A 23,591-nucleotide genomic window follows, 5' to 3' on the forward strand; every position below is an offset into this window, starting at 1 on the left:
TCCGACGCATCGCAACATCCTAGTGAGTCGTTAGGTTCACCAGCGCGGCCCGGCCAACTAAGACCAATGATGCGATACAGCGCGCCGGAGCCCTTCAACACCGACTGATCGATAGCGGCTCGAATGAAAGGAAATCCGTAGGAAATCCTCTACACTAGACGTGTTGCTGTCAAGGATTTCCTACGGAGGTGAGTGTGATGGCGTCTGCTGCCGCCGGGCTCCTGGCAGACCTTCCTGACACGTTCCGCTACTCCGACGCGCGGATGCGGATCAACGAACGTCAGCTTCGAACTCTCCTCGATAGCGGCGAGATCATGAAGGTTTCGCGGGGGCTATACCGCAAGGAGGGTTCGATCGGCGACGATGATCTGCTGGATATCGCCGCCAAGTCGCCCATGGCAACGATCTGCCTGAGGTCAGCCTTGTCGAGGCACGGGCTGATCGACGACATCCCGGCTGAGTACGACATCGCGATCCCGAGGGGGACCTGGACGCCTGCGACGATCGCGCCGGTCAGGTGGAGCCAGTTCGATAGGACCACGTTCGGCCTTGGACGCGACTTGCTTGACTTGGATGACGATCACACGATCGGCATCTACTCCTCGGAGCGCAGCATCATCGACGCGTTCCGCCTTCGGCACATCCATGGCCCGGACCTGCCGAACGAGACACTCAAGCGCTGGCTGCGACGAGGCGGGCAGCCGTCAGAGCTCCTCAAGATGTCAAGGTCGTTCCCTCGGGCCGCGACCGCGATCCGCAAGACGTTGGAGGTCCTGTTGTGAGCCGCATTTCTAGGGGCACGCCCGCGGGCGACGCGTACTTGGATTTGAGGAACCGGGCGCAGCGTGATGGACGACCGACTCAGGAACTGCTGCAGCTCTACGTCCTTGAGGCGTTCCTGAGCAGACTGGCTGCCAGCGAGGTACGGGGCAAGTTCGTGCTCAAAGGTGGGGTGCTCCTCGCGGCATTCGCCTTGCGCAGACCGACCCGGGACGTCGACCTCGCAGGTCTGGACCTCGCGAACGACGCCGAAGCGGTGCTGGGCTTGGTCACGTCAGTCGTCTCCGTACAGCCCCAGGATGACGACGGCGTCGAGTTTCTGCCGGACACGGCAAATGCGGAGGTCATCCGCGAGGAGGACGAGTACTCCGGGGTCCGCATCAGCATGGACGCGCGGCTGGCATCGGCGCGCCTTCCATTCCACGTCGACATCAACGTCGGCGACCCGATCTGGCCGGCACCAACCACAGTCGAGGTGCCGCGCCTTCGCGGCGGTGCGCCGATCGTCCTCGCGGCCTACCCGCTTCACATGGTCCATGCCGAGAAGATCGTGACCGCGATCCAGCGCGGCGTCGCCAACACCCGTTGGCGGGATTTTGGCGACGTCTGGACCCTCTCGCGCCGCCATTCGATCGCGGCCGGCGACCTGCGTGACGCGATTGCCGCCGTCGCTGCGTACCGCGGCGCACAACTCTCGACACTTGCCGAGGTCCTCGACGGCTACGCCGATCTGGCCCAGTCGCGCTGGGTCGCCTGGCGCAGACGCAGCAACTCCGATCACTTGCCGAACGAGTTCGCTGCGGTGCTCGAAGGCGTGATCGCCTTCGCAGATCCTGTGCTTGACGGCGACGCGGCTAGCGGATCTTGGGACGTCGACCGGTTGTCCTGGAACTAGCCGTCACAGAGCGCACGGACGGCAATGACTCAACGGCGCCCAGATCAGGCGGGCTGCGCGTCGCGGAGGCGCTGTGAGATGACGGTGGTGACACCGTCGCCGCGCATGGTGACGCCGTAGAGGGCGTCGCCGACTTCCATGGTGCGCTTCTGGTGGGTGATGACGAGCAGCTGCGAAGACTCGCGCAGCTCCTCGTAGATCTCCAGGAGCCGGCCGAGGTTGGTGTCGTCGAGCGCGGCCTCGACCTCGTCGAGGATGTAGAACGGGCTCGGGCGCGCCTTGAAGAGCGAGACCAGGAAGGCGACGGCGACCAGGGACCGCTCGCCACCGGAGAGCAGCGAGAGCCGCTTGACCTTCTTGCCCGGCGGTCGGGCCTCGACCTCGATGCCGGTGGTGAGCATGTTGTCCGGGTCGGTGAGGACCAGGCGACCTTCACCACCCGGGAAGAGCCGCGCGAAGACGTGGTCGAAGGCGACGCGTACGTCCTCCCAGGCCTCGGTGAAGACCTGCTCGACGCGGTTGTCGACCTCCTTGACGATGTCGAGGAGATCCTTGCGGGTCTGCTTGAGGTCCTCGAGCTGCTCGGTGAGGAACTTGTGGCGCTCCTCCATCGCGGCGAACTCCTCCAGGGCCAGCGGGTTCACCTTGCCCAGGGCGCGCAGGTTCTTCTCGGCGGCCTTGAGGCGCTTGGCCTGCTCGGCGCGGACGTACGCGATCGGCTCGCGCTCGTTGCCGTCCTCGTCGGGGTGCTGCGGGACCAGCTGGTCGGGTCCGTAGTCCTTGACGATCGCCTCGGCGTCGAGGCCGAGCTCCTCGATGATCCGCTCCTCGAGCTGCTCGATGCGCATCCGCTGCTGGGCGCGGGCCATCTCGTCGCGGTGGACGGAGTTGACCAGCTCCTCGAGCTCCTTGCCGAGGTTGCGCAGCAGCGAGCGGCACTCGCGCAGCGCCTGCTCGCGCCCGGCACGCGACTCCTCGATCTCCGTGCGGGCCCGGGCCGCCTGCTGCACCGAGACCTCGAGCCGGTCCAGCGCATACCCGACCGCGATCCCGACCGCCTTCGCGGCCTCGCCCTCACGACGCATCTGCTCACGGCGAGCCGCAGCCTTGGCGCGCTGCTCGCGCTCCTGACGGGCCGCCCGGATCAGGCCGTCGGCACGGCCGGCGAGCGCGCGGGCGCGCTCCTCGGACGTACGCAGCGCCAACCGGGCATCCATCTCGCGCTGGCGCGCGGTCCGGGCCGCCTCGGCCAGCTCCTCGCGGGCACTCACGTCGGGCTCGTCCTCGGGCGCCTCCTCAGCCATCGCGAGGCGTTCCTCGAGCTCGGCGAGCCCGGCGACGGCGTTCTCGCGCGCTTCCTGGGCCTGCTCGACCGCGGTCAGAAGGCGCTCGGCCTCGCCGCGGGCAGCGCGTGCCTGGGCCCCGAACTGGCCGAGCTCCTCGGCCACAGCAGCCAGGGTCGCATCCGACTCGTGCAGCTTGGCCAGCGCGACGTCGACCCGCTTCTGCGCGGCCAGCCGCTCGGCCTCGAGACGGGAGGTCTCGAAGGTGGCCCGCTCGGAGACCGCGTGGGCCTCGGCGAGCTGGGCGGTGGCCTCATCGACGGCGGCCTGCACCTCGAGCAGGCTGGGTACGCTGGCCGAGCCGCCGGCGGCGAAGTGGGCGCCGATCAGGTCGCCCTCACGGGTCACCGCGATGATCTCCGGCGAGGCAGCCACGAGCGCCTGGGCGGTAGCGAGATCCTCGACGACCGCGACCTTGTCGAGCAGCCGAGCCACCGCCGGGCGCAGCACCGGCTGGCACTCGACCACGTCCAAGGCGTACGCAGCGCCAGTAGGCAACGACGGCCAACCGCCGGTCTCCTCGGCGGCCCCTCCCAGGAGCAGTCCGGCCCGGCCGAGGTCTTCGGTCTTGAGGTGTTCGATGGCGCCGACCGCACGCTCGGAGGACTCGACGACGACCGCGTCCGAGGCCGACCCGAGGGCCGCAGCCACCGCGGCCTCATAGCCTGATCGCACCGCTAGCAGCGAGGCAACCGAACCCAACACCCCCGGAAGGTCGGAGCCCAGCAGGGCTCCGGCGCCGTCCTTGCGGTTGAGCCCCATCTCGAGCGCGTCCTTGCGCGCGGCGAGCGTGGAGCGGTCACGGTCGGCCTGCGTGGCCTCGGCCTGCAGCTTGGCGACCCGCTCCTCGATGTCCTCCAACGTGGCGGCGGCGGCCTCGTGCTCGGCGTCGAGGCCCTCCTCCCCCGCGTCCAGGCCGGCGACCTTGGTCTCCAGGGCGGTGAAGTCACGCTGGGCGCGCTCCGCACGCGCGAGCGCCTCCTCACGAGCCGAGGTCAGACGGCCGACCTCCTCGTCGGCCCCCGCGGCACGCGACTTGAGCGCGTTGACCTGGCCGGTCAGCCGGGCCAGGCCCTCGCGACGGTCGGCGGCAGCGCGCTCGAGCCCCTTGACCCGGCGCTCCTCCTCGGCCGCGGCGTCCTCCGCCTCCTTGCGGGACTCGACCGCCTCCTCGAGGGAGTAGCGAAGCTCCTCGACCTCGGCGTCGGCGGTCTCCTCCTGCTCGCGGGCGACCTCGGCCTGCGCCTCGAGCTCCTCAGGGTCACGCCCCTGGCGCACCTCCAGGTCCTCGGAGCCGGCTGCGTTGCGCACCCGCTCGGAGGCCAGCGACTGCGTGCCGCGCAGCCGCTCGCGCAGCGAGTTCAGTGCGAACCAGGTCTCCTGGGCCTTGGCCAGCGCCGGCAGGTCCTCGCGCAGCGCGGCCTCGAGCACGGCCTCCTGCTCGCGGCCCTCCGCGATGGTCTCCTCGACCTCCGCACGGCGGGCCAGCAGCGCGCCCTCGTCGGCGAGCTCCTTGTCGAGCTCGGTCTTCGCGGTGACGAGGTCGTCGGCGTAGATGCGGGCCTTGGCGTCGCGTACGTCCATCTGCACCGTCTGCGCCTGACGGGCGACCTCTGCCTGGCGGCCGAGCGGCTTGAGCTGGCGGCGGATCTCGACCAGCAGGTCCTGGAGCCGGTCCAGGTTGACCTGCGTGGAGTCGAGCTTGCGCAGCGCCTTCTCCTTGCGCTTACGGTGCTTGAGGACGCCGGCAGCCTCCTCGATGAAGCCGCGGCGGTCCTCGGGGGTGGCGCGCAGGATCGTGTCGAGCTGGCCCTGGCCGACGATGACGTGCATCTCACGGCCGATGCCGGAGTCCGAGAGCAGATCCTGGACGTCCAGCAGCCGGCACGGGCTGCCATTGATGGCGTACTCCGAGCCGCCGTTGCGGAACATCGTGCGCGAGATGGTGACCTCGGCGTACTCGATCGGCAGCGCCCCGTCGGAGTTGTCGATCGTCAGCGCGACCTCCGCGCGGCCCAGCGGCGCGCGCCCGGCGGTGCCGGCGAAGATGACGTCCTCCATCTTGCCGCCGCGCAGGCTCTTCGCGCCCTGCTCACCCATCACCCAGGCGAGCGCGTCGACCACGTTGGACTTGCCCGACCCGTTGGGGCCGACGATGCAGGTGATGCCCGGTTCGAGCTCGAGGGTCGTCGCAGAGGCGAAGGACTTGAAACCCTTCAGCGTCAGACGCTTGAGGTACATCGACTTCTCCCCGGCTCAGGACCACGTGGTCGTACACATTTCGCAACACATCAGCGTGGCTGAGGTGAGCCAGCAAATCTAATCGCCGCTGCTCAGGGGAACCCCAGCGGGTCGAGGATAACCCGCCGCACCCGGCGATCTGCGGACCTTCGCGCCGACCGCAGGGCGTGTACGTGGTGTCGAGCCCGAGATCCGAGGATCAGCTGTTCAGATGCTCAGCGTGCGCTTCACCTCTGCCCGCAGCTCGCGCAGGTGCGCGTCGGCCGCCGTACGCAGCCCGGCGACCGCCTCGGGATCGGGGACGACCCGCTCGGTGAACCTCTCGGCGAGGTCGGCGGCATCGAAGGCCGAGACGTTGGCCTCCAGCCCGATGCGCTTCATGAAGTTGCGGTTCTTGTTGGTCGCGATCATCACGATCGACGGCACGCCATACATCGTGGCCACCACCGAGCCGTGGAACTTCATGCTCGCCAGGGCGGTGCACTCCCCGATGGAGCGGGTCAGCTCGTCGAGCGACTCGGTGTAGACGACCTCCTTGTCCCCGATGTCGAGGTCGTCGGCGTTGGCCACGTCGCGGCGGCCGACGTCCATCGTGCCGAGGATGAGATGACGTACGCGCCAGCCCTCCGCGATCGCCTTGCCGGCCATCTCCTCGACGCGTGAGTAGTCGTCGGGCTCGTCCAGGTTGGGGCGGTAGCGGGTGACAACGCCCAGGATCGGCGCCCCTTCCGGCTTGGTGGCCGCGGGCAGGTCCAGCGAGCAGACCATGTCGGGGGCCACCTTGATGTCCAGGTCCGCGGAGATGTTGGCCAGGATCCAGTCGGCGGTCGGCTGGTCGCGTACGCCGATGAACTTCACGTTCGGGTGCTCGAGGAACACCTTGTGCTTCTCGATGATGTGGGGCTTGATCTGCGTGTTTCGGTAGATCGGAACGCCGATGCCGACCACGAAGACCGGCTTGGCCAACATCTTGTGGTTGAAGTAGCGCCGGTCAGCCTGCCACGGCTGCAGGATGTCGCCGCCGCCGATGAGGATGGCGTCGACCTCGTCCACGATCTCGGCCAGCGGCCGGTCGTAGTAGGGCTTGGTCATGTTGTCGGCGAGCACCCGCAGCTCGAAATCCTCGCCGAAGTACTGCTCATAGACCGACAGGAACAGCTCGTCGCCGTAGTTGCCGGCCCCGAAGAACCCCGCGAGCCCGATGACCGGCTTGCGACCGCGACGCTCCCGGCGGACCAGTGCGGCCCTGATCTGCTCCTTGAGCGGGGCGGGCAGGCGGCGGGCCGCGGACCGGAGGACCGGGTTATGGCGCAACGGGGACAACGGGGAGCTCCTGGGGATCGCGAGTCAGGCCACCGATGGCGGCGAACCGCGCGATCGTAGCCAGCCCGAATGGTCCTGGGCGCCTGTCAGTCGAACCCCAGGTGAACGCTCAGCGACGGTCCGCCTAGGGGGTCTCGACAAGCTCGACCACCGGGGCGGGCGGTTGATCGGGTCGAGACTCCGAAAAGGTCGAAACCGACCCTGAACATCAGAGTCGGTTCCCCCTGAACGAGGCTCCCCTTGACCAAGCAAGGGCTCTCGCCCGTGGTGTTGCAGATGCCCGCAGGTCAGGCGGGCTGCATCTCCTGCATCGAGGTGTCGAGGTCGGCGGTGTGTTCCGCCACCAACGCATCGTTCTCGGTCTTCACCGAGAGAACGAGATCCTCGAGCTCACGCACACGCGCACGCAACCGAGCATTCTCGGCAGTGAGGTGGGCGGGAGTCCGCAGGTCGCTGCTCATGTAACCGATCAGCGCCTTCGCCATGAATACGTTTCCTTCGTTGGAATCACTAGAAGTTCCCGCGATACCGGGCCGTCTACAAGAGTGACACCGTTATCGACAAGCGTCAACGTCGCGCGCGCAAAGCCGGGACCTCTGGCCGTACGCACCAACCGACCACGAGCCAAACTTGAGTGCCTCGCACTCAACTTTCGCTCACAAACGTCGACTCAGCTGCGCCGGCGGCGCTCACGCAGCTGCATGAGCTCCTTCTTCTCCTTGCTGGTCAGGGAGTCGGCTCCCTGGGCATGGATCTTGTCGAGCAGCTCGTCCATCCGCTGGTCGTCCCTGGGCGCGGCGGACGACGACTCCCACGGGCCGGCGACCACGGTCGGGCCGGACTTGCGCTTCTTGGCCTTGGCGGGCTTGGCCGCCTTCGGCTGCGGGGGCCCGGCCACCTGCGGGATCCAGGCGAACTTGTCGAGCAGCCCGAACTGTCGTGCCACGAAGGCGTTGACGCACAGGCCGACGACGAAGACGAGCAGCATGACCCAGCTGCGGTAGCCGAGATACTGGATCAGCTGGATGCCGACGAGGATCACACCGAAGAGCCAGGCCGGGATGTTGAAGATGAACATCCGGTCGGGCCACTGGGCGATCCAGACCAGGACCACCATCATCTCGAGCATCCCGAGGCCGGCGAGGAGGTAGGTCGGGTCGAGCACCGATCCGAAGAGGACGGTCAGCACCGAGATCACCGCGGTGAACGCCACCAGCATCCAGGCGAAGCGCACCTTGCCGAGCTCGTTTCGCTCCAGGTCGGATCCGAAGTACCAGAAGAAGAAGATCGCCAGGACGTCGAAGATGCTGAACTGCGGGTAGGCGAACGGCCAGGTGACCAGCGTCCACAGCTTCAGCTCGGCGAGGTTGGGCTGGATCAGAGCCAGCCCGTTGGCCACGCCCTCCCCGCCCATCGCGGCGAAGAGCACCAGCCCGACGATGCTCGCGAAGACCACGAGCCACGTCGTGGTCACCCCCAAGGAGCCGATGTGGAACCAAGGCTCGTGGGGGTAGCGACCGCCTGGGGACAACCGGAAACGTTCTCGCACGAGGCCGAGCCTATCCACGCATTGGTTGCCGCGTCACCGCGGCACACGGATTAGCCGCTCGCCGACCGCGACATCGACCCCGCGCCAGATACCTGCAGCGCGAGACGTATTCAGGGAATGTAGGTGTCGCGCGTGGGTGCGGGCGTACGTGGACGGGACGTCGCAGCCCGTGGTGCGGGCTGACACTTGAGACAGAAGTAGGAGGAGCGGTTCATGAACGCGCTGCGTCGCATCGGGGCGCCGCAGCGGTCGCAGGGCTCACCCTCACGGCCGTACGCGGCCAGGGACCGCTCGAAGTAGCCCGACTCGCCGTTCACGTTGACGTAGAGCGCGTCGAAGGATGTGCCGCCCTGCGCCAGGGCCTCGGTCATCACGTCGCGTACGTGACCGAGCAGCTCGCGCACCTTCGGGCGGGTCAGCCGGTCCCCCGGCCGCTCGCCGTGCAGCTTCGCGCGCCACAGGGCCTCGTCGGCGTAGATGTTGCCGACGCCGCTGATCACGTTCTGGTTGAGCAGGATGCGCTTGATACCGCTGGCCGAGCGGCGTACGCGGGCCACGACCGCCTCCGCGTCGAAGACCGCCTCCAGCGGGTCCGGGGCGATGTGGGCGATCTCGGGCGGGAGCTCGGCTCCCCCGGGGCTGATCGAGAGGCCGCCGAACATGCGCTGGTCGGCGAACCGGAGCTCGCGGCCCTCGGCGGCGCCCTCGAGCCCGATGCGTACGCGCAGGTGTCGCTCGTCGGGGGACGAGGGCGGCTGCACGAGGATCTGGCCGCTCATGCCGAGGTGGGCCATCAGGGCGTCGCGGCCGTCCAGGGGCAGCCACAGATATTTGCCGCGGCGGCGGGCGCCGGTGATCACCCGGCCGGTGAGCTCGGCGGCGAAGGCCGAGGGGCCGGCGAGATGGCGGCGTACGGGCCTGGGGTGCAGGACCTCGACCGCGACGATCCGCGCGCCGAGAATGTGACGCTCGAGGCCGGCGCGTACGACCTCGACCTCGGGGAGCTCAGGCACTACGCCGTCGAGGGTTCGGCGGCCTGGATCTCGCCGTAGGCGGTCTCCGCGGCGGCCTGCTCGGCTTCCTTCTTGGAGCGGCCGACACCGTTGCCGTAGAGCCCGTCGCCGACCCGGACCTTCGCGGTGAAGGTCTTCATGTGGTCGGGGCCCTCGTCGGTGATGACGTATTCGGGCACGCCGAGGGAGTGCTCGGCGGCGAGCTCCTGGAGCGAGGTCTTCCAGTCCAGTCCCGCACCGAGATCGGAGGCCGCCTTGATGAGCGGGTCGAAGAGCAGGTGGACCAGGACCGTGGAGACCTCGATGCCACCGGAGAGGTGGACCGCACCGATCACCGCCTCGACGGTGTCGGAGACGATCGAGGACTTCTCGCGCCCACCCGTGGCCTCTTCGCCCCGGCCCAGCTTGATGTGCTGGCCGAGGCCGATGCCCTGACCGACCTCGGCCAGGGCGCGGGCGTTCACAACCGCCGCCCGCAGCTTGGCGAGCTTGCCCTCGGGCAGGTCCGGGTGGATGCGATAGAGGGTCTCGGTGACCACGACGCCGAGCACCGAGTCGCCCAGGAACTCCAGGCGCTCGTTGGTGGGCAGCCCACCGTTCTCGTACGCGTAGGAGCGATGAGTGAGCGAACGCTCAAGCAACTCGGGGTCCAGGATCGGATCCCCGAGCGCTTTGCGAAGCTCGGCGTAGTTGGTCAGGAGACTAACCGCGTGTCAGCTCAGAGGACCTGGCGACGCGCGGCGCGAGCGCCGTACTGGCCGCACTCGCCGCACGCACGGTGCGGGATGTGCTTGGCGTCGCAGGCGGGGTTCGCGCACGTCACCAGGGTCGGCGCCACGGCCTTCCAGGCCGAGCGGCGGTGACGGGTGTTGCTGCGCGACATCTTCCGCTTCGGGACAGCCACTGTTATCTCCTAATACCGGGCCGGTCGGATCTCGACCGGCTGCTGATGCTTGTCTGCTGGGTTTGTCTGCTGGGTTTGTCTTTGCTGGGGGAATGCTAGTTGCTCGGGTCCTGCTTCAGCTCGGTCAGCCCCGCCCAGCGCGGGTCGACCTTGTCACCGTGGTCGTGCCCGGGCTCGTCCGCGAGCCGCACCCCGCACTCGGGGCACAGTCCGGGACAGTCGTCCTGGCACATCGGCTGGAACGGAAGTGCGAGCACCACCGCATCCCTGAGCACCGGCTCGAGGTCGATCAGATCGCCCTCGGTCCGGCTGGTCTCGTCGTCCTCGCCCTCCGGACCGGTGTCCCGGCCATCACGAGAGTCGTTGTAGACGTACAGCTCCTGGATGTCGACCTCGGCTTCGTCCTTGATCGGCTCCAGGCACCGCACGCACTCGCCCTCGAGGACGGCGAACGCCGTCCCGGTGACCAGCACACCCTCCATGACCGCCTCGAGACGCAGGTCGAGCTCGACCTGCGATCCCTCGGGGACGGAGAGAACTTCGATACCAAGATCCGCCGGTGCCGGCACCTTCAGGTCTACGTGACGCTCGGACCCCGGGCGGCGGCCGAGCTCGCGAGTGTCGAGCACGAGCGGCGCTCTCGGGTCCAGGGCAGTCATGTTTCACTTCCGGATGAGGGCACGACAGATCAGACTAGATCTTAACGGGACGCGACGACAGCGACCAAAAGGACAGCCACGCGGCGGCCACGACCGCGAGCACGCAGGCTACGCCCGCGACGCCCGCCGCGACCCAGGCCGCGGTCTGGAAGACCGGTGCGGTGGCCAGATCGCCCCCGGTCGGGTTCGGCGGGGCGATGTGAGCCGCGAAGAGCACGAACATCGCCGTCGCCCAGACCGCGGTCACCAGCCCCACCAGACGCCGTGCGGCGGCGAGCCCGAGCGCCGTGACCAGGCTGGTCACGACAGTGAGCGGGAGGAGATAGCGCCAGTACGCTCCGCCGCCGCCGGCTGCGTACCTGAGCTGGATCGCGACGATGACCACGATCAGCGCGAGCATCAGCAGCGCCGTCGCGACGCGAACGGGGTTGCGTCGGGCCGGTGCGAGGGCGTGGAGGCCGACGAGCAGGCCGAGCACGAGCGGGGCCACGGTGAGGACGGCGCCGATGACCAGGTGCTCCTGGTGCGAGGGCGCGATGAGCAGCTGGCGCCAGATCTGCGGGTCGGTGGCGACATCGAGCACGGGGCGTACCTCCCGCGCCTGCAACGGCCCGCCAGCCTTGCCGACGAGGTCGGTCTGCATGCCCGACCAGTTGCCGGTGTCGAGGAAGTTGCGGACGTAGAACCAGCCGTTGACCGCGATCGCGAGGCCGACCGCGACGCTGAGACGGGCGACGTCGGCCCAACCGCGGCGTGGGCCGGCGAAGAGCCAGACCAGGCCGAGGGTCGCCGCGCACACGCCGATGACGACGACACCGGGGAGCCGGGTGCCGAGGGCCGCCGCGGCGTAGAGACCGAAGAGCACCAGCCCGCGGTTCTGCGGACCGTGACGGAGCAACCAGACGGTCTGCCCGACCAGGAGGGTCGCCCACAGCACGAACAGGTTGTCGTTGAAGACCACACCGCCCAGCCTGGTCAGCCCGGGGCTGAGCGCGGTGACCAGCCCGGCCACGACGGACACCTCGGGGCGGCCCGGCGCGATCTGCCTGACCGCCCACATCACCGCGGCCACGACCAGGCAGGTGATCACGACACTGAGGCCGCGTGCGGCCATCCCGGCGGCGAGCAGGTGCCCGGCGTCGGTGAGCGGCCCGACCACCGGGGCGAGCAGCGCGTAGAAGAGCGGCGGATGCTGGCCGGTCCAGTCGAAGGGCAGCGTGTAGCCCCAGATCTGCGGCATCCGCATCGGATCGCCGACGCTGATCAGGGTGCCGTGCCAGAGCTGGTAGGCGTGGTCGACGTGAGCGACCTCGTCCTTGGTCCCGTAGAGCGGCGAGGAGAGAGCGTAGCCCGCGCACACGCCGGCGCAGGTGACGAGGTTGGCGACCAGGCCGAGGACCCAGAGCCTCCTCGATCGACGCTCGTCGGTCTTCGGGGCCGTCTTCGGGGCCGTCGTCGGGTCGGTCATCGGGGCGGTCACAGCGCTGCGCCGTGACCGGCGGTGGGGCCTGTGCTCGGCTCCGCGGGCGGCTCCCCCACACTCCTGGTCAGGAACGCGGCGACCAGCGCGACCCCGACGTCGGCCAGGACGGCGATCCCGCGGGCCAGGAGCGCGACGAGCAGCGCCAGGCCGGGCGTGAGGACACCGGAGAGGGCGACCACCAGCACGGCCTCCCGCAGCCCGGCGCCGGCCGGGAGCCCGATCGCGGCCATGCCGAGGCTGAACCCCAGGGCGTACCCGCCGACGCTGGCCAGCAGGGACGGCAGCGGGTCACCGCCCAGGCCGACCACGACGACCCAGATCTGGACGCCGAGCACGAGCCACACCAGGCTCTGCAGCACCAGGGCCCTGCCGATCCCTCGCCAGGTCGGCAGCACCTCGAGCGGCTCGCGCCGCAGCAGCCGCAGGCCGGCGTTGACGACTCGCCCGAAGACCGGCGGATGCAGTGCCACCAGGATCAGCGGGAGCAGCAGCACCGCCCACCAGTAGCGAGCGAGCGTCTCCTGCCCCAGGAACGGCATCAGCAGCACCGAGACCATGACCCCGGCGCCGACGGCGATCGCCAGCACGAGGACGCCCTGGGTCAAGGACGTACGCCGCGGCACCCGCTCGACACGAGCGAGCTCCATCTGACCGACGATCGTCCACAACGACCCGGGCAGGTACTTCCCCAGCTGGCTGACGTAGAAGATCCTTGCCGCCGGCACCAGCGGAAGCGGCGAGCCCAGGTCGGCGAGCACCACCCGCCACATCTGCAGCGCGAGGCCCTGCGCGAGCACGGTCAGCACGAAGGCGACCCCCAGCACCCACAGCGGAAGCTCCTCGAAGCCGCGCACCAGCGCGTGCCAGTTGCGGTGGACCGCGTACGCCGCCACCACGACGACGACGATCGCGACGACTGCCGCTTTGAGAGGCGTCGCCCCGAGGGGGACTGCCTTCAACCAACCTCGGCCCACAGGCCTCCCTGCCTCCCTGGCATCGCTTCTTCTCGGGTGCCGACATCTCAGATGCGGGGTGTGCTGCTCGATCCTTCCTTGACTCCGACCCTAACCTTGGAGAGGTGCACATCGTCGCCTTCGGTACCTACGACGTGACCGCCCACCCGCGGGTCGCGGTGCTCATCGAGGGCCTGCGCGCCCATGGTGCCGAGGTGACCGAGATCAACCGGCCGCTGGGCCTGGACACGGCAGCCCGGGTGGCGATCCTGCGGCAACCGTGGCGACTGCCCCTGCTGGTGCTGCGCCTGCTGGTGTGCTGGACCGGCCTGGCCCTCGAGTCGCTCCGGCAGCGCCGTCACTCGCGTCCCGACGCCGTCCTGGTCGGCTATCTGGGCCACTTCGACGTACATCTGGCTCGTCTTCTCCATCCGCGCGCGACCATCCTTCTCGACCACATGGTCTCGGCAGCCGGGGTCGCCACCAACCGGCGGCTGGCCGGCTCGGACGGTCTCAAGCTGCGCCTGATGAAGGCGATCGACGCGATGGCGCTCAAGCAGGCCGACGTCGTCATCGTGGACACGGTCGAGCAGCAGCAGTCGCTGCCCGAGGACGTACGTGCCGGATCGGTGGTGTGTCCCGTCGGCGCCACCAAGGAGTGGTTCGAAGCCGGCGCCAAGGCTCTCGAGCGTCCTACCGAAGCGCCGCTGCAGGCGGTCTTCGTCGGGCTCTTCTCCCCCACCCACGGCACGCCGGTCATCGCCGACGCCCTCGACATCCTCGCCGACGACGATCGGATCGAGGTGACCATGGTCGGCCAGGGCCAGCAGTACGACGAGGCCCGCCGCCTCGCCGCCGGCAACCCGCACGTCTCCTGGGTCGACTGGGTCGACGCCGAGGAGCTGCCCGACTTCGTCGCCGGGTTCGACGTGAGCCTCGGCATCTTCGGCACCGTGCCGCAGGCGCGGCGAGTGGTGCCCAACAAGGCGTTCCAGGGTGCCGCCGCGGGCGCCGTCGTCGTCACGTCCGACACCGCACCGCAGCGGCGGTTGCTCGAGAGCGCGGCCCTGCTGGTCGAGCCCGGCAGCTCGGAGGAGCTCGCCTCGGCCCTGACCAAGCTCGCCGACGATCCCGAGGAGGCCCTTCGCCTGCGCCGGACGGCCTACGACCGCGCGCTGGAGCACTACACCCCGCGAGCCGTCGCCTCTCCCATCCTCGAGCGGCTCGGCTGAACCGATCAAGACCACCCCAGGAACCGGACCCAGGAACCAGATGCCGATCACCGCCACCGACCGCCCGCTGCCGCCGCTCGCACCGCGTGCCTGGCTCCGCTACGACGTCGTCAGCCGCATCATCGACCGGCTGGCGCCGGCGACGGCGCTGGAGATCGGCTGCGGCCAAGGGGCCTTCGGTGCCCGCCTGGCCGCTCGCGCCGACTACCTCGGGGTCGAGCCCGACGCGGACTCGTTCGAGGTGGCCTACGAACGCATCACCTGCGCCGGCGGCACCGTGCTCAACGCGATGTCCTCCGAGCTGGAGCCGGGTAGGACGTACGACATGGTCTGTGCCTTCGAGGTGCTCGAGCACATCGATGACGACAAGGGCGCGCTGGCCGAGTGGGTCACGCATGTCCGTCCCGGCGGGCAGCTGGTGATCTCGGTGCCGGCCTTCCAGGAGCGTTTCGGGCCGATGGACAGGCACGCCGGTCACTTCCGTCGCTACAGCCCCGAGGAGCTCACCGCGCGGCTGGAGGAGGCCGGCCTGGACGACGTCGACATCACCGTCTACGGCTGGCCGCTCGGCTACGCGCTGGAGGCGGTCCGCAACCGGATCGACGCCAAGAAGCTGGAGAAGGTGGGCGATCTCACTCCCGAGGAGCTGACCAAGGCGACCGGGCGTACGTTCCAGCCCAGCGGTCAGCTCAAGGGTGCCGCCATCGCCGTCGCGACCAGCCCGTTCATGGCGCTGCAGCGGCTGCGGCCCGACACCGGCACCGGGCTGGTGGCCGTCGCGACCAGGCGCGGCTGACCCGCCGGCCGGAACGACCGAAAGACAACTTGAACGACCTACCGCGTGCGCTACCCGCGCCCGGTGCCGACTACTCATAGATTTCCGGCTTGTGATCCCAACCGATCGGTGGCGCTCGGGCGTCGTGGTGGCGCTTCTCGTCCTCTTCGTCGCGGTGAGCTTCGGTCCCGCGCTCGTGGGCCGCGGGATGCTGCTGGACACCGGTTGGCTGCACGCGATGATGCCGTACGCCGCCGACGGCCCGATCCCGCAAGGGACGCTGTGGTGCCGCGGCGACACCTGGGACTACTACCTGCCCGGCGTCGAGAACATCGTCGAGGGCGTACGCCACGGCAACTGGCAGACCTGGGCGCCGTACGAGGTGGGCGGGGCGCCGCTGGCCTCGCTGCCGAACCACGCGGTGCTGAGCCCGGTCTCGTGGCCCTACTGGGCGATGCCTCTGTGGCTGGCGCCGGCTTGGGTGAAGCTGACCGAGCTGGTCCTGGTGCTGGCCGGGATGGTGCTCTTCCTCGGCCGGCTCGGGGTGCGGCGCAGCGTCGCGCTGGTCGCCGGGCTGGTCTTCTTCACCTCCGGGTTCATGATGATGTGGACCAACTGGCCGCACACCAAGGTCGCCTGCCTGGTCCCGCTGCTGCTCTGGGCGCTGGACCGTGCCGTACGCGAGCGCGGCGCGCGCGACCTCGCCGCGGTCGCGCTGGTCGTCGCCTCGATGCTGCTCGGCGGGTTCCCCGCCGTGACGATGTTCGCGCTGACGCTGGGCGGGATCTATGTCGTGGCCCGGGCGCTCGCGCTCCGGGACCGGCGGCGCACCCTGGTCGCCGGTGGGATCGCCGCCGGCGGTGTCGGGCTCGGGGTAGCGCTCTCCGCGGTCCAGGTGCTTCCGTTCGCGCTCAACATCAGCGCTCTGGGGATCGAGGAGCGGGTCCCCAACCAGGTCAAGCCCGCCAGTCTCGTGCTCACCACGGTCGCGCCGGACGCGTACGGCACATGTGTGGACGGGCTCTGGGCGGGCGAGGACAACCCGATCGAGTCCATCGCGTTCGTCGGCGTCGCGGCGCTGATCCTGGTGCTGTGTGCCCTGGTCGTCAGGCTGCCCGGCGGACGCCGTCCCACGACCCCTGCCCTGCTCGCGGTCGTGCTGGCCGCGGTCGTCTGGCTGCTGTGGGTCGGCGGGCTGCCGCTCGACCTGCTCCAGAAGCTGCCGGGCTACAGCTCCAACAGCTTCGGGCGGGCCAACTCGATCTTCGGGTTCCTGTGCGCGGTGCTGGCCGGGATCGGGCTCGAGCGGCTGGTGCAGCGGGCCGAGATCTCCCGAGCGGGGGCGTCACCGGACGAGGCGTCACCGGAGGAGGTGTCACCGGGCGGGCCGGAGGATCGGCCCCGGTCCTGGCGTCCTGGGCTGGTGGTGTCGCTGGTCGTCGTCCTGGTGGCGGCGGTCGCGGCTGCGTACTTCCTCTATGCGGCCTACACCTACATCGACGGCGCCGAGCGGCCGATCCCGGACCTGGCGGCGAAGCTGCGGGTGCCGGCGCTGCTGCTGGTGTTCTCGGTCATCGCGGTCGCGGCGACGTTCCTGCTGCGTGGCCGGCTGAGGCTGCTGGGCCCGCTGGTGCTCGTGCTCGCCGTGCTCGCGCAGAGCACGATGTTCGCGCGCGAGGTGCTGCCGCTGACCGACCGGGCCGACTTCTACCCGGTCACGCCTGCCCACGAGTTCCTGAAGGAGAACCTCGGCGAGGAGCGCTACGGCGGCTCGGCGTGGGAGCACACGGCCGTGGCCGACCACTACCGGCTGCGTACGCCGACCGGCCACGAGTTCACCTCACCGGAGTGGAAGTCGCTGATCACCGCGATCAGCCCGAACGCCCACCTGTCGCCGACCTATACCGACTTCCCGGCGAACATCCCCACCCCGGGTCGCCGGGCGGTGCTCGACCAGCTCTCGGTCCGCTACTGGGTGACGCAGCCGTTGGAGGTCATCGGCGCCGTCGAGCAGCCGCGGGTGCCGGCCGCGAAGCGGCAGCGGCTGAGCGTGATGCCGGACCAGGAGGCGACCTGCCAGGTCCCGAAGGGCAACCTGCGCGGGATCGAGGTCACCGTGCCGATCGGCCTGAAGCCGCGGGCGCAGGCGCCGACGATCGTCCGGGTGAGCGTGGGGTCCGGCGCCGAGAAGGTCACGTCCGAGCGGGCCATCGCCGTGAACCGGCCGCTCAAGGGTGGCGAGAGGCTCCGCGTCGCGGTCCCGGACCACCGGTTCACCGCCGGCCCGGTGCCGGTCACCATCACCTTCTCGGGGAAGCGGAAACCCGTCCACCTGGCCGGCCGCACCGACGGCTCCGCGGTCTGTGCACCGGTCAGGCCCGTGAAGGGCGACGGGCTCCGAGTGGTGCACGCCTCCGCCGGGGCCGTCGTCTACGAGCGCTCGAGCGCACTCCCCCGGATCCGCTGGGCCGGCACCAGCGAGGTCGTCCCCGACGGGCCGACCCGCGTGCGGCGGCTGATCGAGGGCGTGGCCCCCGGCACGGTGCTCCTCGACGACGACTCCTCACCCGCCGCGATCGGCTCGAGCGCCGAGGTCGACGTACGCCGCGACGATCCCGAGACGATCTCCGCCGAGGTCACCGCCGACGGAGCCGGCTACCTCGTCGTCGCCGACTCCATCGCCCGCCCGGGCTGGTCGGCCACCGTCGACGGCCGCAAGGTCCCGATCGTCCCGGGCAACCACGCCTTCGCGGCCGTACCGGTTCCGGACGGCACCCACACGGTGAGCCTGACCTATGACGCCCCCGGGCTGCGTACGGGCGCGGTCGTCTCGCTTCTCGCCGCACTGGTCAGCCTCGGGCTGATGGTCGGGCCGTGGATCCTCGGGCGAGCCAGGCGACGCGACGACAGACACCGCGTAGACCCGTCCTGAACGCCAGGTTTCCTTAGCACATACGCCGGATGACACGGGCGAGTGGGCGTTGGGCCTCGGAATCCACGCGGTAATGTGGCGGGCCAGAACCCCTCGCGGACATCTCATCATCTGCCGTCCGTCCGCCCGAATCTCAGCCGAGGTCCCCTGTGAAGCTCGTCGTTCAAGTCCCCTGCCTCAATGAGGAGGAGACGCTCCCGTCCGTCCTGGAGTCGATCCCGAAGCAGATCCCGGGGATCGACGAGATCGTGATCCTGATCGTCGACGACGGGTGCAGCGACCGGACGGTCGAGGTGGCCAGGGAGCACGGGGTGCGCGAGTTCGTGCACCACGCCCGCAACCAGGGTCTCGGCCGCAGCTTCCACGACGGTGTCGTCCGCGCCCTCGAGCTGGGTGCCGACATCGTCGTCAACACCGACGGCGACAACCAGTACCCCCAGGACCGCATCACCGACCTGGTCCAGCCGATCGTCAACGGTCAGGCCGACATCGTCATCGGCGACCGCCAGGTCGACCGGATCGCGCACTTCTCCGGGCTGAAGAAGACGCTGCAGAAGGTCGGCTCCAGGGTGGTCAACATGGCCGCCGAGACCAACCTGCCCGACGCCGCCAGCGGCTTCCGCGCCTACTCGCGCGAGTCGCTGATGCTGCTCAACACGGTGACCCGCTTCTCCTACTGCATGGAGACGATCATCCAGGCAGGCAACAAGCGGATGAAGATCGCCTCGGTGCCCATCGAGACCAACGCCAAGACCCGTGAGTCGCGGCTGTTCAAGTCGATGCCGGAGCACATCATGAAGTCCGGCGCGGCGATCGTGCGGTCCTACATGATGTACAAGCCGTACGCCATCTTCGTCTGGCTCACCGCCTTCTTCTTCGTCCTCGGGGCGATCCCGTTCATCCGCTACCTCGCGCTGTGGCTGAGCGGCGACAACGGCAACCACATCCAGTCGCTGCTGCTCGGCGGCGTGCTGATCAACCTCGCCTTCATGTCCGCGATGCTCGGCGTGATCTCCGACCTGATCCGCACCAACCGGGTGCTGATCGAGGACGACCTGGAGCACACCAAGAAGGCCCGGTTCGGCAAGTCCGGCACCCAGATGCTGCGCGACCAGACCTCGGTCGCGGAGTTCGACCTGCCGCACACCCAGTCCCACACTCATGGCTCTGCCCGGGCGTCGGCGCAGTCCGGCGAGACGTGGACGACCAGCCTGTGACAGCGACCGACTCCGGCCCGGCCTCCGGGTTGGAGGCGGGGTCGTCGGATGCAGCCGGCCCCACGAAACCCTCACCTGCGAAGCGGCTGCTCAAGATCGCGCTCGCCCTCGTCGTCGTGCTCGGCGGCGTCTACCTGGTCTGGCGCCAGCGCGAGGATCTGGCCACGGCGGTGCAGGAGCTGAGCCTGGGCCGCTTCGCGGTGGCCGGGGTGCTGGCCGTCATCGGCACCATGCTGATCGGCCAGATCTGGGTCGCCCTCCTGCACGGCATGGGCATCCGGCCGGCGCTGCGTGAGTCCCACTCGGTCTTCTACGTGAGCCAACTCGGCAAATACCTCCCCGGCTCCGTGTGGCCGGTCGTCGCGCAGATGCAGTTCGGACTGCGCTGGGGCGTCGCCCGCCGCACCATGCTCGGCGCCAACATCCTCTTCATGGGCGTTGTCGTCGCCTCGGGGATCGGCGTCGGCGCGCTCCTGCTGCCGTGGTCGTCGTCCGACGGCCTCGACCGCTACTGGTGGCTGCTGCTACTGCTCGTCCCCCTCGCCGTCTGCCTGCACCCACGGGTCGTCCCGGGCGTTCTCGACTGGCTCTTCGCGCGGCTGGGGCGGGAACCCCTCGGCGTACGTCTCTCCGGACGTGGCCTCTTCACCGCCATCGGCTGGGCCGTGCTCGCCTGGATCGCCTTCGGCCTCCACCTGGCCGTGATGATGCAGTCGTACGCCTCGGTGGGTCTGCTCGAGGTCGCGGCCGCCACCGGTGGCATGGCGCTGGCCTGGGCCGCCGGGATCGCGTTCATCCCCGCACCCGCCGGCGCCGGGATCCGCGAGGCCCTGCTCGCGCTCACCCTCGGCCCCATCATCGGCGTCCCCGAGGCACTCACCGTCGCCCTCGCATCCCGGGTCCTGCTGCTCATCGCCGATGTGGTGCTGGCTGGGCTCGGGGCGGTTGCCGGGCGGCGTACGCCTACCCCTTAGAGATCGCGATCTCTAAGGGGTAGGCAGTCTGCCTGAGGTTCTGGTGCCGTCGGGCTTGACCGTCACGGCACGCTTCTTGAACGGCTCGAGCGAGCGGTGCGCCCAGATGCGGATCCGCTGATGGTCCTCCGCTATCCAGACCTCGGCGCAGGGCTCATAGTCCTTCTCGATCGCGGACTCCACCCAGCCGCCGCGGGCCATCGCCGTCACCTGCAACACGACAGGGACCTCTCCTCTGCCCATCATCGCCGTCAACTGCTTCTCATTGCGACCGAAGTCGTAGTGGAACAGGTAGAACGGCGTCGGGTTCTCGATGTCGAGGGCGTCGTACAACGACAGGTGGTTGCCCAGCACGAATGCGGTGCGGCCTCCTTGCAGGCACCGTGTCACCTCGGGCTGTACCGCGTCCCCCCAGACATCGGCGGCCTCGAGCTGACGACTGTCCCGGCTCAGATCATCGACGTGCTCGACAGCTGAGGCGAGGGGCACCGCCCCCAGGACGAGGCAGGCACCGGCCGATACTGCGATCAGCCTCGCCCGCAGCCTCGTGCCGATCATCATGAGGCTGACGACGAGCACGAGGATGACCGGCCCGATGAGGCTGTGGGCGCCGAAACCGAAGGCAAGAGCCGCACCCACCCACGCCGCCCCCGTCGCGAACCCCACGATCGCGGTCACTACCTGCCAGCTGGACATCGACTGCGGCCGGCTCGGCAACGAGACCTCGTCCCTGCGGTCGTACACGTCACAGAGAACGAAGATCAGAGCCGCGAACACCAGCGCGCTCACGGTCTCGGTGTGCCCGGGCCCGGGGCGCCGGATCGGGACGGTCGCGAGAAGAAGAGCGCACAACGCGAGGAACCGTGTCGGCTCGCTCGCCAGGCGCCAGATGACCGGCACGAAGATCAGCAGCAGGAGGAAGGGATAGACCGCCACGATGAGGTAGCCCTCCCCATCAGACGGCACGTCGAAGAAGGGCCAGCCGAAGTGGTTCGGGAACTGCTGGGCCTGACCGAGGACGACCTGGCGGTTGAACTCGCCGAGGCTCATCCCGTAGCCGATCCGGTAGAAGAGCACCTCCGATACGAACCCGGCCAGGATACCGACGGCGAGGGCGACACATCGCGTGAGCCTCTCCCGCACCGGTGCTTTCTCCCGTCCGATGAGCTCGTACAGCCCCGCCGCACCGGTCAACAGGATCGCCAGCTCGACGTGTTGCCAGAAGAGAGCCGCCGGGACCACTAAGCGCACCACCAACGGCCAGCGTCCGGAGTCGAGACGGCCTCCTGGCAGGAGGAGGAACGCGAAGACGACAGGGAGGACGTACTTCACCTGTGCCGGTGACGCGATTGTCAGGACAGCCAGCGCCATTGCGGCCATCGCCGCCGGATGTACGCGTCTGCGCAGGCCGATCGCGGCCACGAGGATTGCCGACAGGGTCACTGCGAAGAAGCGGCCCAGGAGGAACTCCCACCAGAGGGGGTCGCCGCCGGCCAGCCGATAGACCAGGCTGTTCACCCACCAGGAACCGGCATTCCAGCCGTGCTGGAAGTCGACCAGTGGGACCGCGCCCTCGGCCGTGAGCTTGCCCAGGTAGTACTGCGCTCCCGTGTCCCCGGTCAACGGCTCCATCTGCGCGGTGAGGGTAAAGGCAGCACGTACGACGGAGACGACGACGATCACCGCGAAGGTGGCCCATCTGACCATTCCGATCGGTTCACGCACTCGGTGCGCATGCGAGGGGATTGCCGCCGTGGCCGCCGCATCGAGCATGGTCCGAAGGTACGCGCTGCTGCAGGCTCCTGGGGGCGAGGATCGCCAGGACCTAGGTCCTAAACGATGTGCTCCGTCTCCTGCGAGGGCCCCAGCAGTCAGATCGTGTACTTGATGTGCAGCGGGGGTCGCCAACAGCGGCGCCCCGAGCGCCAAAGCGACCATCGCGGCCGGGTGTGGCCGCAGGCGCAGCCCCGATCGCCGCAGCGAGAAGGCGGCCCAGCGGAAGTGCCAAACTGTCGGCTAGCCGTGCCGTCGCGAGGAGCACCACGCGTTTCGCGTTACGCGTCTGCCGACTACCGCGCACCGGCACGCCGGATCGTGTTATCAACTCTGTCCTGTACGGCGCTTGATCAGGCGCGCCGCATCTTCGGCACCCAGCTTGATCTCTCGATCGATGTCGTTGCCGTCGATGATGAACTCCAACGCGCCTTCGTCGGTGTAGAAGCGCCGAACCAGAGCTTCGAGCTCCTCGGGCTCACGCAGTCCAACTTTCGCAGCGAGTGCGACGATGTCATCCGCGTCCTTGGTCCGCTGCGCGATGAGTTTCGTCGCTAGCAGGAAATCGTCCGCAGCGTAGGTCACCCGGAGTCCCGGCTCGGTAGGGGCCATCAGCACACCTGGCGGAAGGGGCGGCATCCACATGTTCGCGTTCGAGTTCAGCCAGTTCACCGGCATCCCTCGCTCGCTGGCCAGAGCCCTCGCCTCCTCGATCACCGCAGGTTCGCGGGTTATGCCATCGACGTCGAGCGTCACGCGATCATGACGCACACCGGTCGCGGCGATAGCCGCGCCACCGACGACGAAGACCGAGGCCGCGAGACCTCGGCGGCGCATGCGCTCATCGAGCACCGACAGCAGTTCGTGAATCTCGGCGCCGGTGAGCTCATGGCGACGCTCAGAACTCATGCTGTAGCCAGGTCGCGCTCAGGTACATAGATGCGCAGTCGGCGGAGCCAGTCCGGAGTACGGTCGACGACGCGCTCCGGACTGAGAAAGGGATGAGGTGGCCGCCACTCGTCCTCGAGCGGCTCGATACGTGTCCATCCCGGGGCAGAGCGCCCTGCCTCATCGAACTCATGGAACGCGAGGGCAGCGAGCAGCGCGTCGAAGCCGTTGTCACCGGTCGTTCCCGGGAGAGCCTCCCAAGAATCCGTCAGATCAAGCTCGGCGTAGATGCGGTCGGTGAGCATCAGACGAAGGTGGTCGCGCCCTTGGAGCAGCATCCGCCATGCCCAAGCTGTTTCTCCTGTCCGGAGTGCGCGCCTGATCTCGACTGCGGTCTCCGGAGCAGACATCAGCCGGCGCTCGCTCGCATCCGCAAGTGCCCTTGCCAGCCGGTGCGCACGGACACAGAACCACGCGGAGGGCCGCGTGGCCCCGGTCAGATAGGTAGACATCCGCGGGGCGGAGGTCCCGAGCGCACGGGCGAACGCTGCTTGCGAGAGCCCACTGATCGCAGCCGAACGCCCCAGGAAGTCGATGACTTCCTGGGTGTCACGGTCCAGCTTCTGCTGCTGCATGATGCAAGTATAGCACCACCCC

Annotated in this window: 20 protein-coding genes; 7 read left to right on the forward strand and 13 right to left on the reverse strand. The window is 69.0% G+C overall.

From position 1 onward, the window contains the following. Positions 1-197: 197 nt before the first annotated feature. The gene (locus ACRDPS_RS13875; RefSeq protein WP_431502233.1) at positions 198-782 is read left to right on the forward strand and encodes a type IV toxin-antitoxin system AbiEi family antitoxin domain-containing protein; all 585 of its coding nucleotides are present in this window, start codon (positions 198-200) and stop codon (positions 780-782) included. Continuing rightward, complete coding sequence (locus ACRDPS_RS13880) at positions 779-1,675, forward strand: nucleotidyl transferase AbiEii/AbiGii toxin family protein (RefSeq protein WP_431502234.1); 897 nt, start codon at positions 779-781, stop codon at positions 1,673-1,675. Before ACRDPS_RS13875 ends, ACRDPS_RS13880 begins: the two co-directional genes overlap by 4 nt. Before the next feature lie 44 nt (positions 1,676-1,719). Here ACRDPS_RS13880 and smc read toward each other — a convergent pair whose 3' ends face one another. The 10 genes from smc to ACRDPS_RS13930 form a co-directional block, all read right to left on the reverse strand. Continuing rightward, positions 1,720-5,259 (reverse strand): chromosome segregation protein SMC, encoded by a 3,540-nt coding sequence (gene smc / locus ACRDPS_RS13885; RefSeq protein ID WP_431502235.1) that lies wholly within the window; start codon positions 5,257-5,259, stop codon positions 1,720-1,722. A 207-nt stretch (positions 5,260-5,466) separates the two neighbouring features. After that, positions 5,467-6,582: a polysaccharide pyruvyl transferase family protein gene (locus ACRDPS_RS13890; RefSeq protein ID WP_431502236.1), complete on the reverse strand. Its 1,116-nt coding sequence runs from the start codon at positions 6,580-6,582 to the stop codon at positions 5,467-5,469. 287 nt (positions 6,583-6,869) lie between these two features. Continuing rightward, positions 6,870-7,067 carry a hypothetical protein gene (locus tag ACRDPS_RS13895; RefSeq protein ID WP_431502237.1) on the reverse strand — a complete coding sequence of 66 codons (198 nt, stop codon included), beginning with the start codon at positions 7,065-7,067 and terminating at the stop codon, positions 6,870-6,872. 185 nt (positions 7,068-7,252) lie between these two features. After that, on the reverse strand, positions 7,253-8,131 hold the full coding sequence (locus ACRDPS_RS13900; RefSeq protein WP_431502238.1) for a DUF6576 domain-containing protein: 879 nt from the start codon (positions 8,129-8,131) through the stop codon (positions 7,253-7,255). Positions 8,132-8,241: 110 nt separating this feature from the next. Continuing rightward, the gene (gene mutM, locus ACRDPS_RS13905) at positions 8,242-9,144 is read right to left on the reverse strand and encodes a bifunctional DNA-formamidopyrimidine glycosylase/DNA-(apurinic or apyrimidinic site) lyase (RefSeq protein ID WP_431502239.1); all 903 of its coding nucleotides are present in this window, start codon (positions 9,142-9,144) and stop codon (positions 8,242-8,244) included. Then, a complete protein-coding gene (gene rnc / locus ACRDPS_RS13910; protein ID WP_431502240.1) occupies positions 9,144-9,785 on the reverse strand; it encodes a ribonuclease III in 642 nt (213 codons plus the stop codon). The genes mutM and rnc overlap by 1 nt, the downstream gene beginning before the upstream one ends. A 77-nt stretch (positions 9,786-9,862) precedes the next feature. Further along, the gene (gene rpmF, locus ACRDPS_RS13915) at positions 9,863-10,048 is read right to left on the reverse strand and encodes a 50S ribosomal protein L32 (RefSeq protein ID WP_141781313.1); all 186 of its coding nucleotides are present in this window, start codon (positions 10,046-10,048) and stop codon (positions 9,863-9,865) included. A 95-nt stretch (positions 10,049-10,143) separates the two neighbouring features. Then, positions 10,144-10,707 (reverse strand): YceD family protein, encoded by a 564-nt coding sequence (locus ACRDPS_RS13920; RefSeq protein ID WP_431502241.1) that lies wholly within the window; start codon positions 10,705-10,707, stop codon positions 10,144-10,146. A 34-nt stretch (positions 10,708-10,741) separates the two neighbouring features. Further along, on the reverse strand, positions 10,742-12,187 hold the full coding sequence (locus tag ACRDPS_RS13925) for a hypothetical protein (RefSeq protein ID WP_431502242.1): 1,446 nt from the start codon (positions 12,185-12,187) through the stop codon (positions 10,742-10,744). Beyond that, positions 12,184-13,149, reverse strand: a complete 966-nt coding sequence (locus ACRDPS_RS13930) for a lysylphosphatidylglycerol synthase domain-containing protein (protein ID WP_431502243.1) — start codon at positions 13,147-13,149, stop codon at positions 12,184-12,186. The genes ACRDPS_RS13925 and ACRDPS_RS13930 overlap by 4 nt, the downstream gene beginning before the upstream one ends. Before the next feature lie 119 nt (positions 13,150-13,268). Here ACRDPS_RS13930 and ACRDPS_RS13935 point away from each other — a divergent pair, with 119 nt between their 5' ends. From ACRDPS_RS13935 to ACRDPS_RS13955, 5 genes are all read left to right on the forward strand, one after another. Beyond that, on the forward strand, positions 13,269-14,375 hold the full coding sequence (locus ACRDPS_RS13935; RefSeq protein ID WP_431502244.1) for a glycosyltransferase: 1,107 nt from the start codon (positions 13,269-13,271) through the stop codon (positions 14,373-14,375). 40 nt (positions 14,376-14,415) lie between these two features. After that, positions 14,416-15,171, forward strand: a complete 756-nt coding sequence (locus ACRDPS_RS13940; RefSeq protein ID WP_431502245.1) for a methyltransferase domain-containing protein — start codon at positions 14,416-14,418, stop codon at positions 15,169-15,171. A gap of 91 nt (positions 15,172-15,262) precedes the next feature. Beyond that, on the forward strand, positions 15,263-18,082 hold the full coding sequence (locus tag ACRDPS_RS13945) for a YfhO family protein (RefSeq protein ID WP_431502246.1): 2,820 nt from the start codon (positions 15,263-15,265) through the stop codon (positions 18,080-18,082). A 149-nt stretch (positions 18,083-18,231) separates the two neighbouring features. Beyond that, entirely contained in the window at positions 18,232-19,299 is a 1,068-nt protein-coding gene (locus ACRDPS_RS13950; protein ID WP_431502247.1) for a glycosyltransferase family 2 protein, read from the forward strand. Continuing rightward, positions 19,296-20,273: a hypothetical protein gene (locus ACRDPS_RS13955; RefSeq protein WP_431502248.1), complete on the forward strand. Its 978-nt coding sequence runs from the start codon at positions 19,296-19,298 to the stop codon at positions 20,271-20,273. The genes ACRDPS_RS13950 and ACRDPS_RS13955 overlap by 4 nt, the downstream gene beginning before the upstream one ends. Positions 20,274-20,285: 12 nt before the next feature. On the opposite strand, the gene ACRDPS_RS13960 is transcribed toward ACRDPS_RS13955, so the two are convergent. The 3 genes from ACRDPS_RS13960 to ACRDPS_RS13970 all read right to left on the reverse strand — a co-directional run bounded on the left by ACRDPS_RS13960 (position 20,286) and on the right by ACRDPS_RS13970 (position 23,569). Further along, positions 20,286-21,998, reverse strand: a complete 1,713-nt coding sequence (locus tag ACRDPS_RS13960) for a hypothetical protein (RefSeq protein WP_431502249.1) — start codon at positions 21,996-21,998, stop codon at positions 20,286-20,288. Positions 21,999-22,373: 375 nt separating this feature from the next. Next, entirely contained in the window at positions 22,374-22,955 is a 582-nt protein-coding gene (locus ACRDPS_RS13965) for a hypothetical protein (protein ID WP_431502250.1), read from the reverse strand. Further along, positions 22,952-23,569, reverse strand: coding sequence for a helix-turn-helix domain-containing protein (locus ACRDPS_RS13970; protein WP_431502251.1), 618 nt, complete (start codon positions 23,567-23,569; stop codon positions 22,952-22,954). Before ACRDPS_RS13970 ends, ACRDPS_RS13965 begins: the two co-directional genes overlap by 4 nt. Positions 23,570-23,591: the final 22 nt, after the last annotated feature.

It is taken from the genome of Nocardioides sp., from assembly GCF_050699375.1.
Taxonomy (GTDB): domain Bacteria; phylum Actinomycetota; class Actinomycetes; order Propionibacteriales; family Nocardioidaceae; genus Nocardioides.

Bases quoted from the DNA above. Each gene is read 5' to 3' on its own strand.
- ACRDPS_RS13875 (WP_431502233.1), top strand. From the start codon at position 198: ATGGCGTCTGCTGCCGCCGGGCTCCTGGCAGACCTTCCTGACACGTTC.
- smc (WP_431502235.1), bottom strand. From the start codon at position 5,259: ATGTACCTCAAGCGTCTGACGCTGAAGGGTTTCAAGTCCTTCGCCTCT.
- ACRDPS_RS13895 (WP_431502237.1), bottom strand. From the start codon at position 7,067: ATGGCGAAGGCGCTGATCGGTTACATGAGCAGCGACCTGCGGACTCCC.
- ACRDPS_RS13920 (WP_431502241.1), bottom strand. From the start codon at position 10,707: ATGACTGCCCTGGACCCGAGAGCGCCGCTCGTGCTCGACACTCGCGAG.
- ACRDPS_RS13940 (WP_431502245.1), top strand. From the start codon at position 14,416: ATGCCGATCACCGCCACCGACCGCCCGCTGCCGCCGCTCGCACCGCGT.
- ACRDPS_RS13965 (WP_431502250.1), bottom strand. From the start codon at position 22,955: ATGAGTTCTGAGCGTCGCCATGAGCTCACCGGCGCCGAGATTCACGAA.
- ACRDPS_RS13970 (WP_431502251.1), bottom strand. From the start codon at position 23,569: ATGCAGCAGCAGAAGCTGGACCGTGACACCCAGGAAGTCATCGACTTC.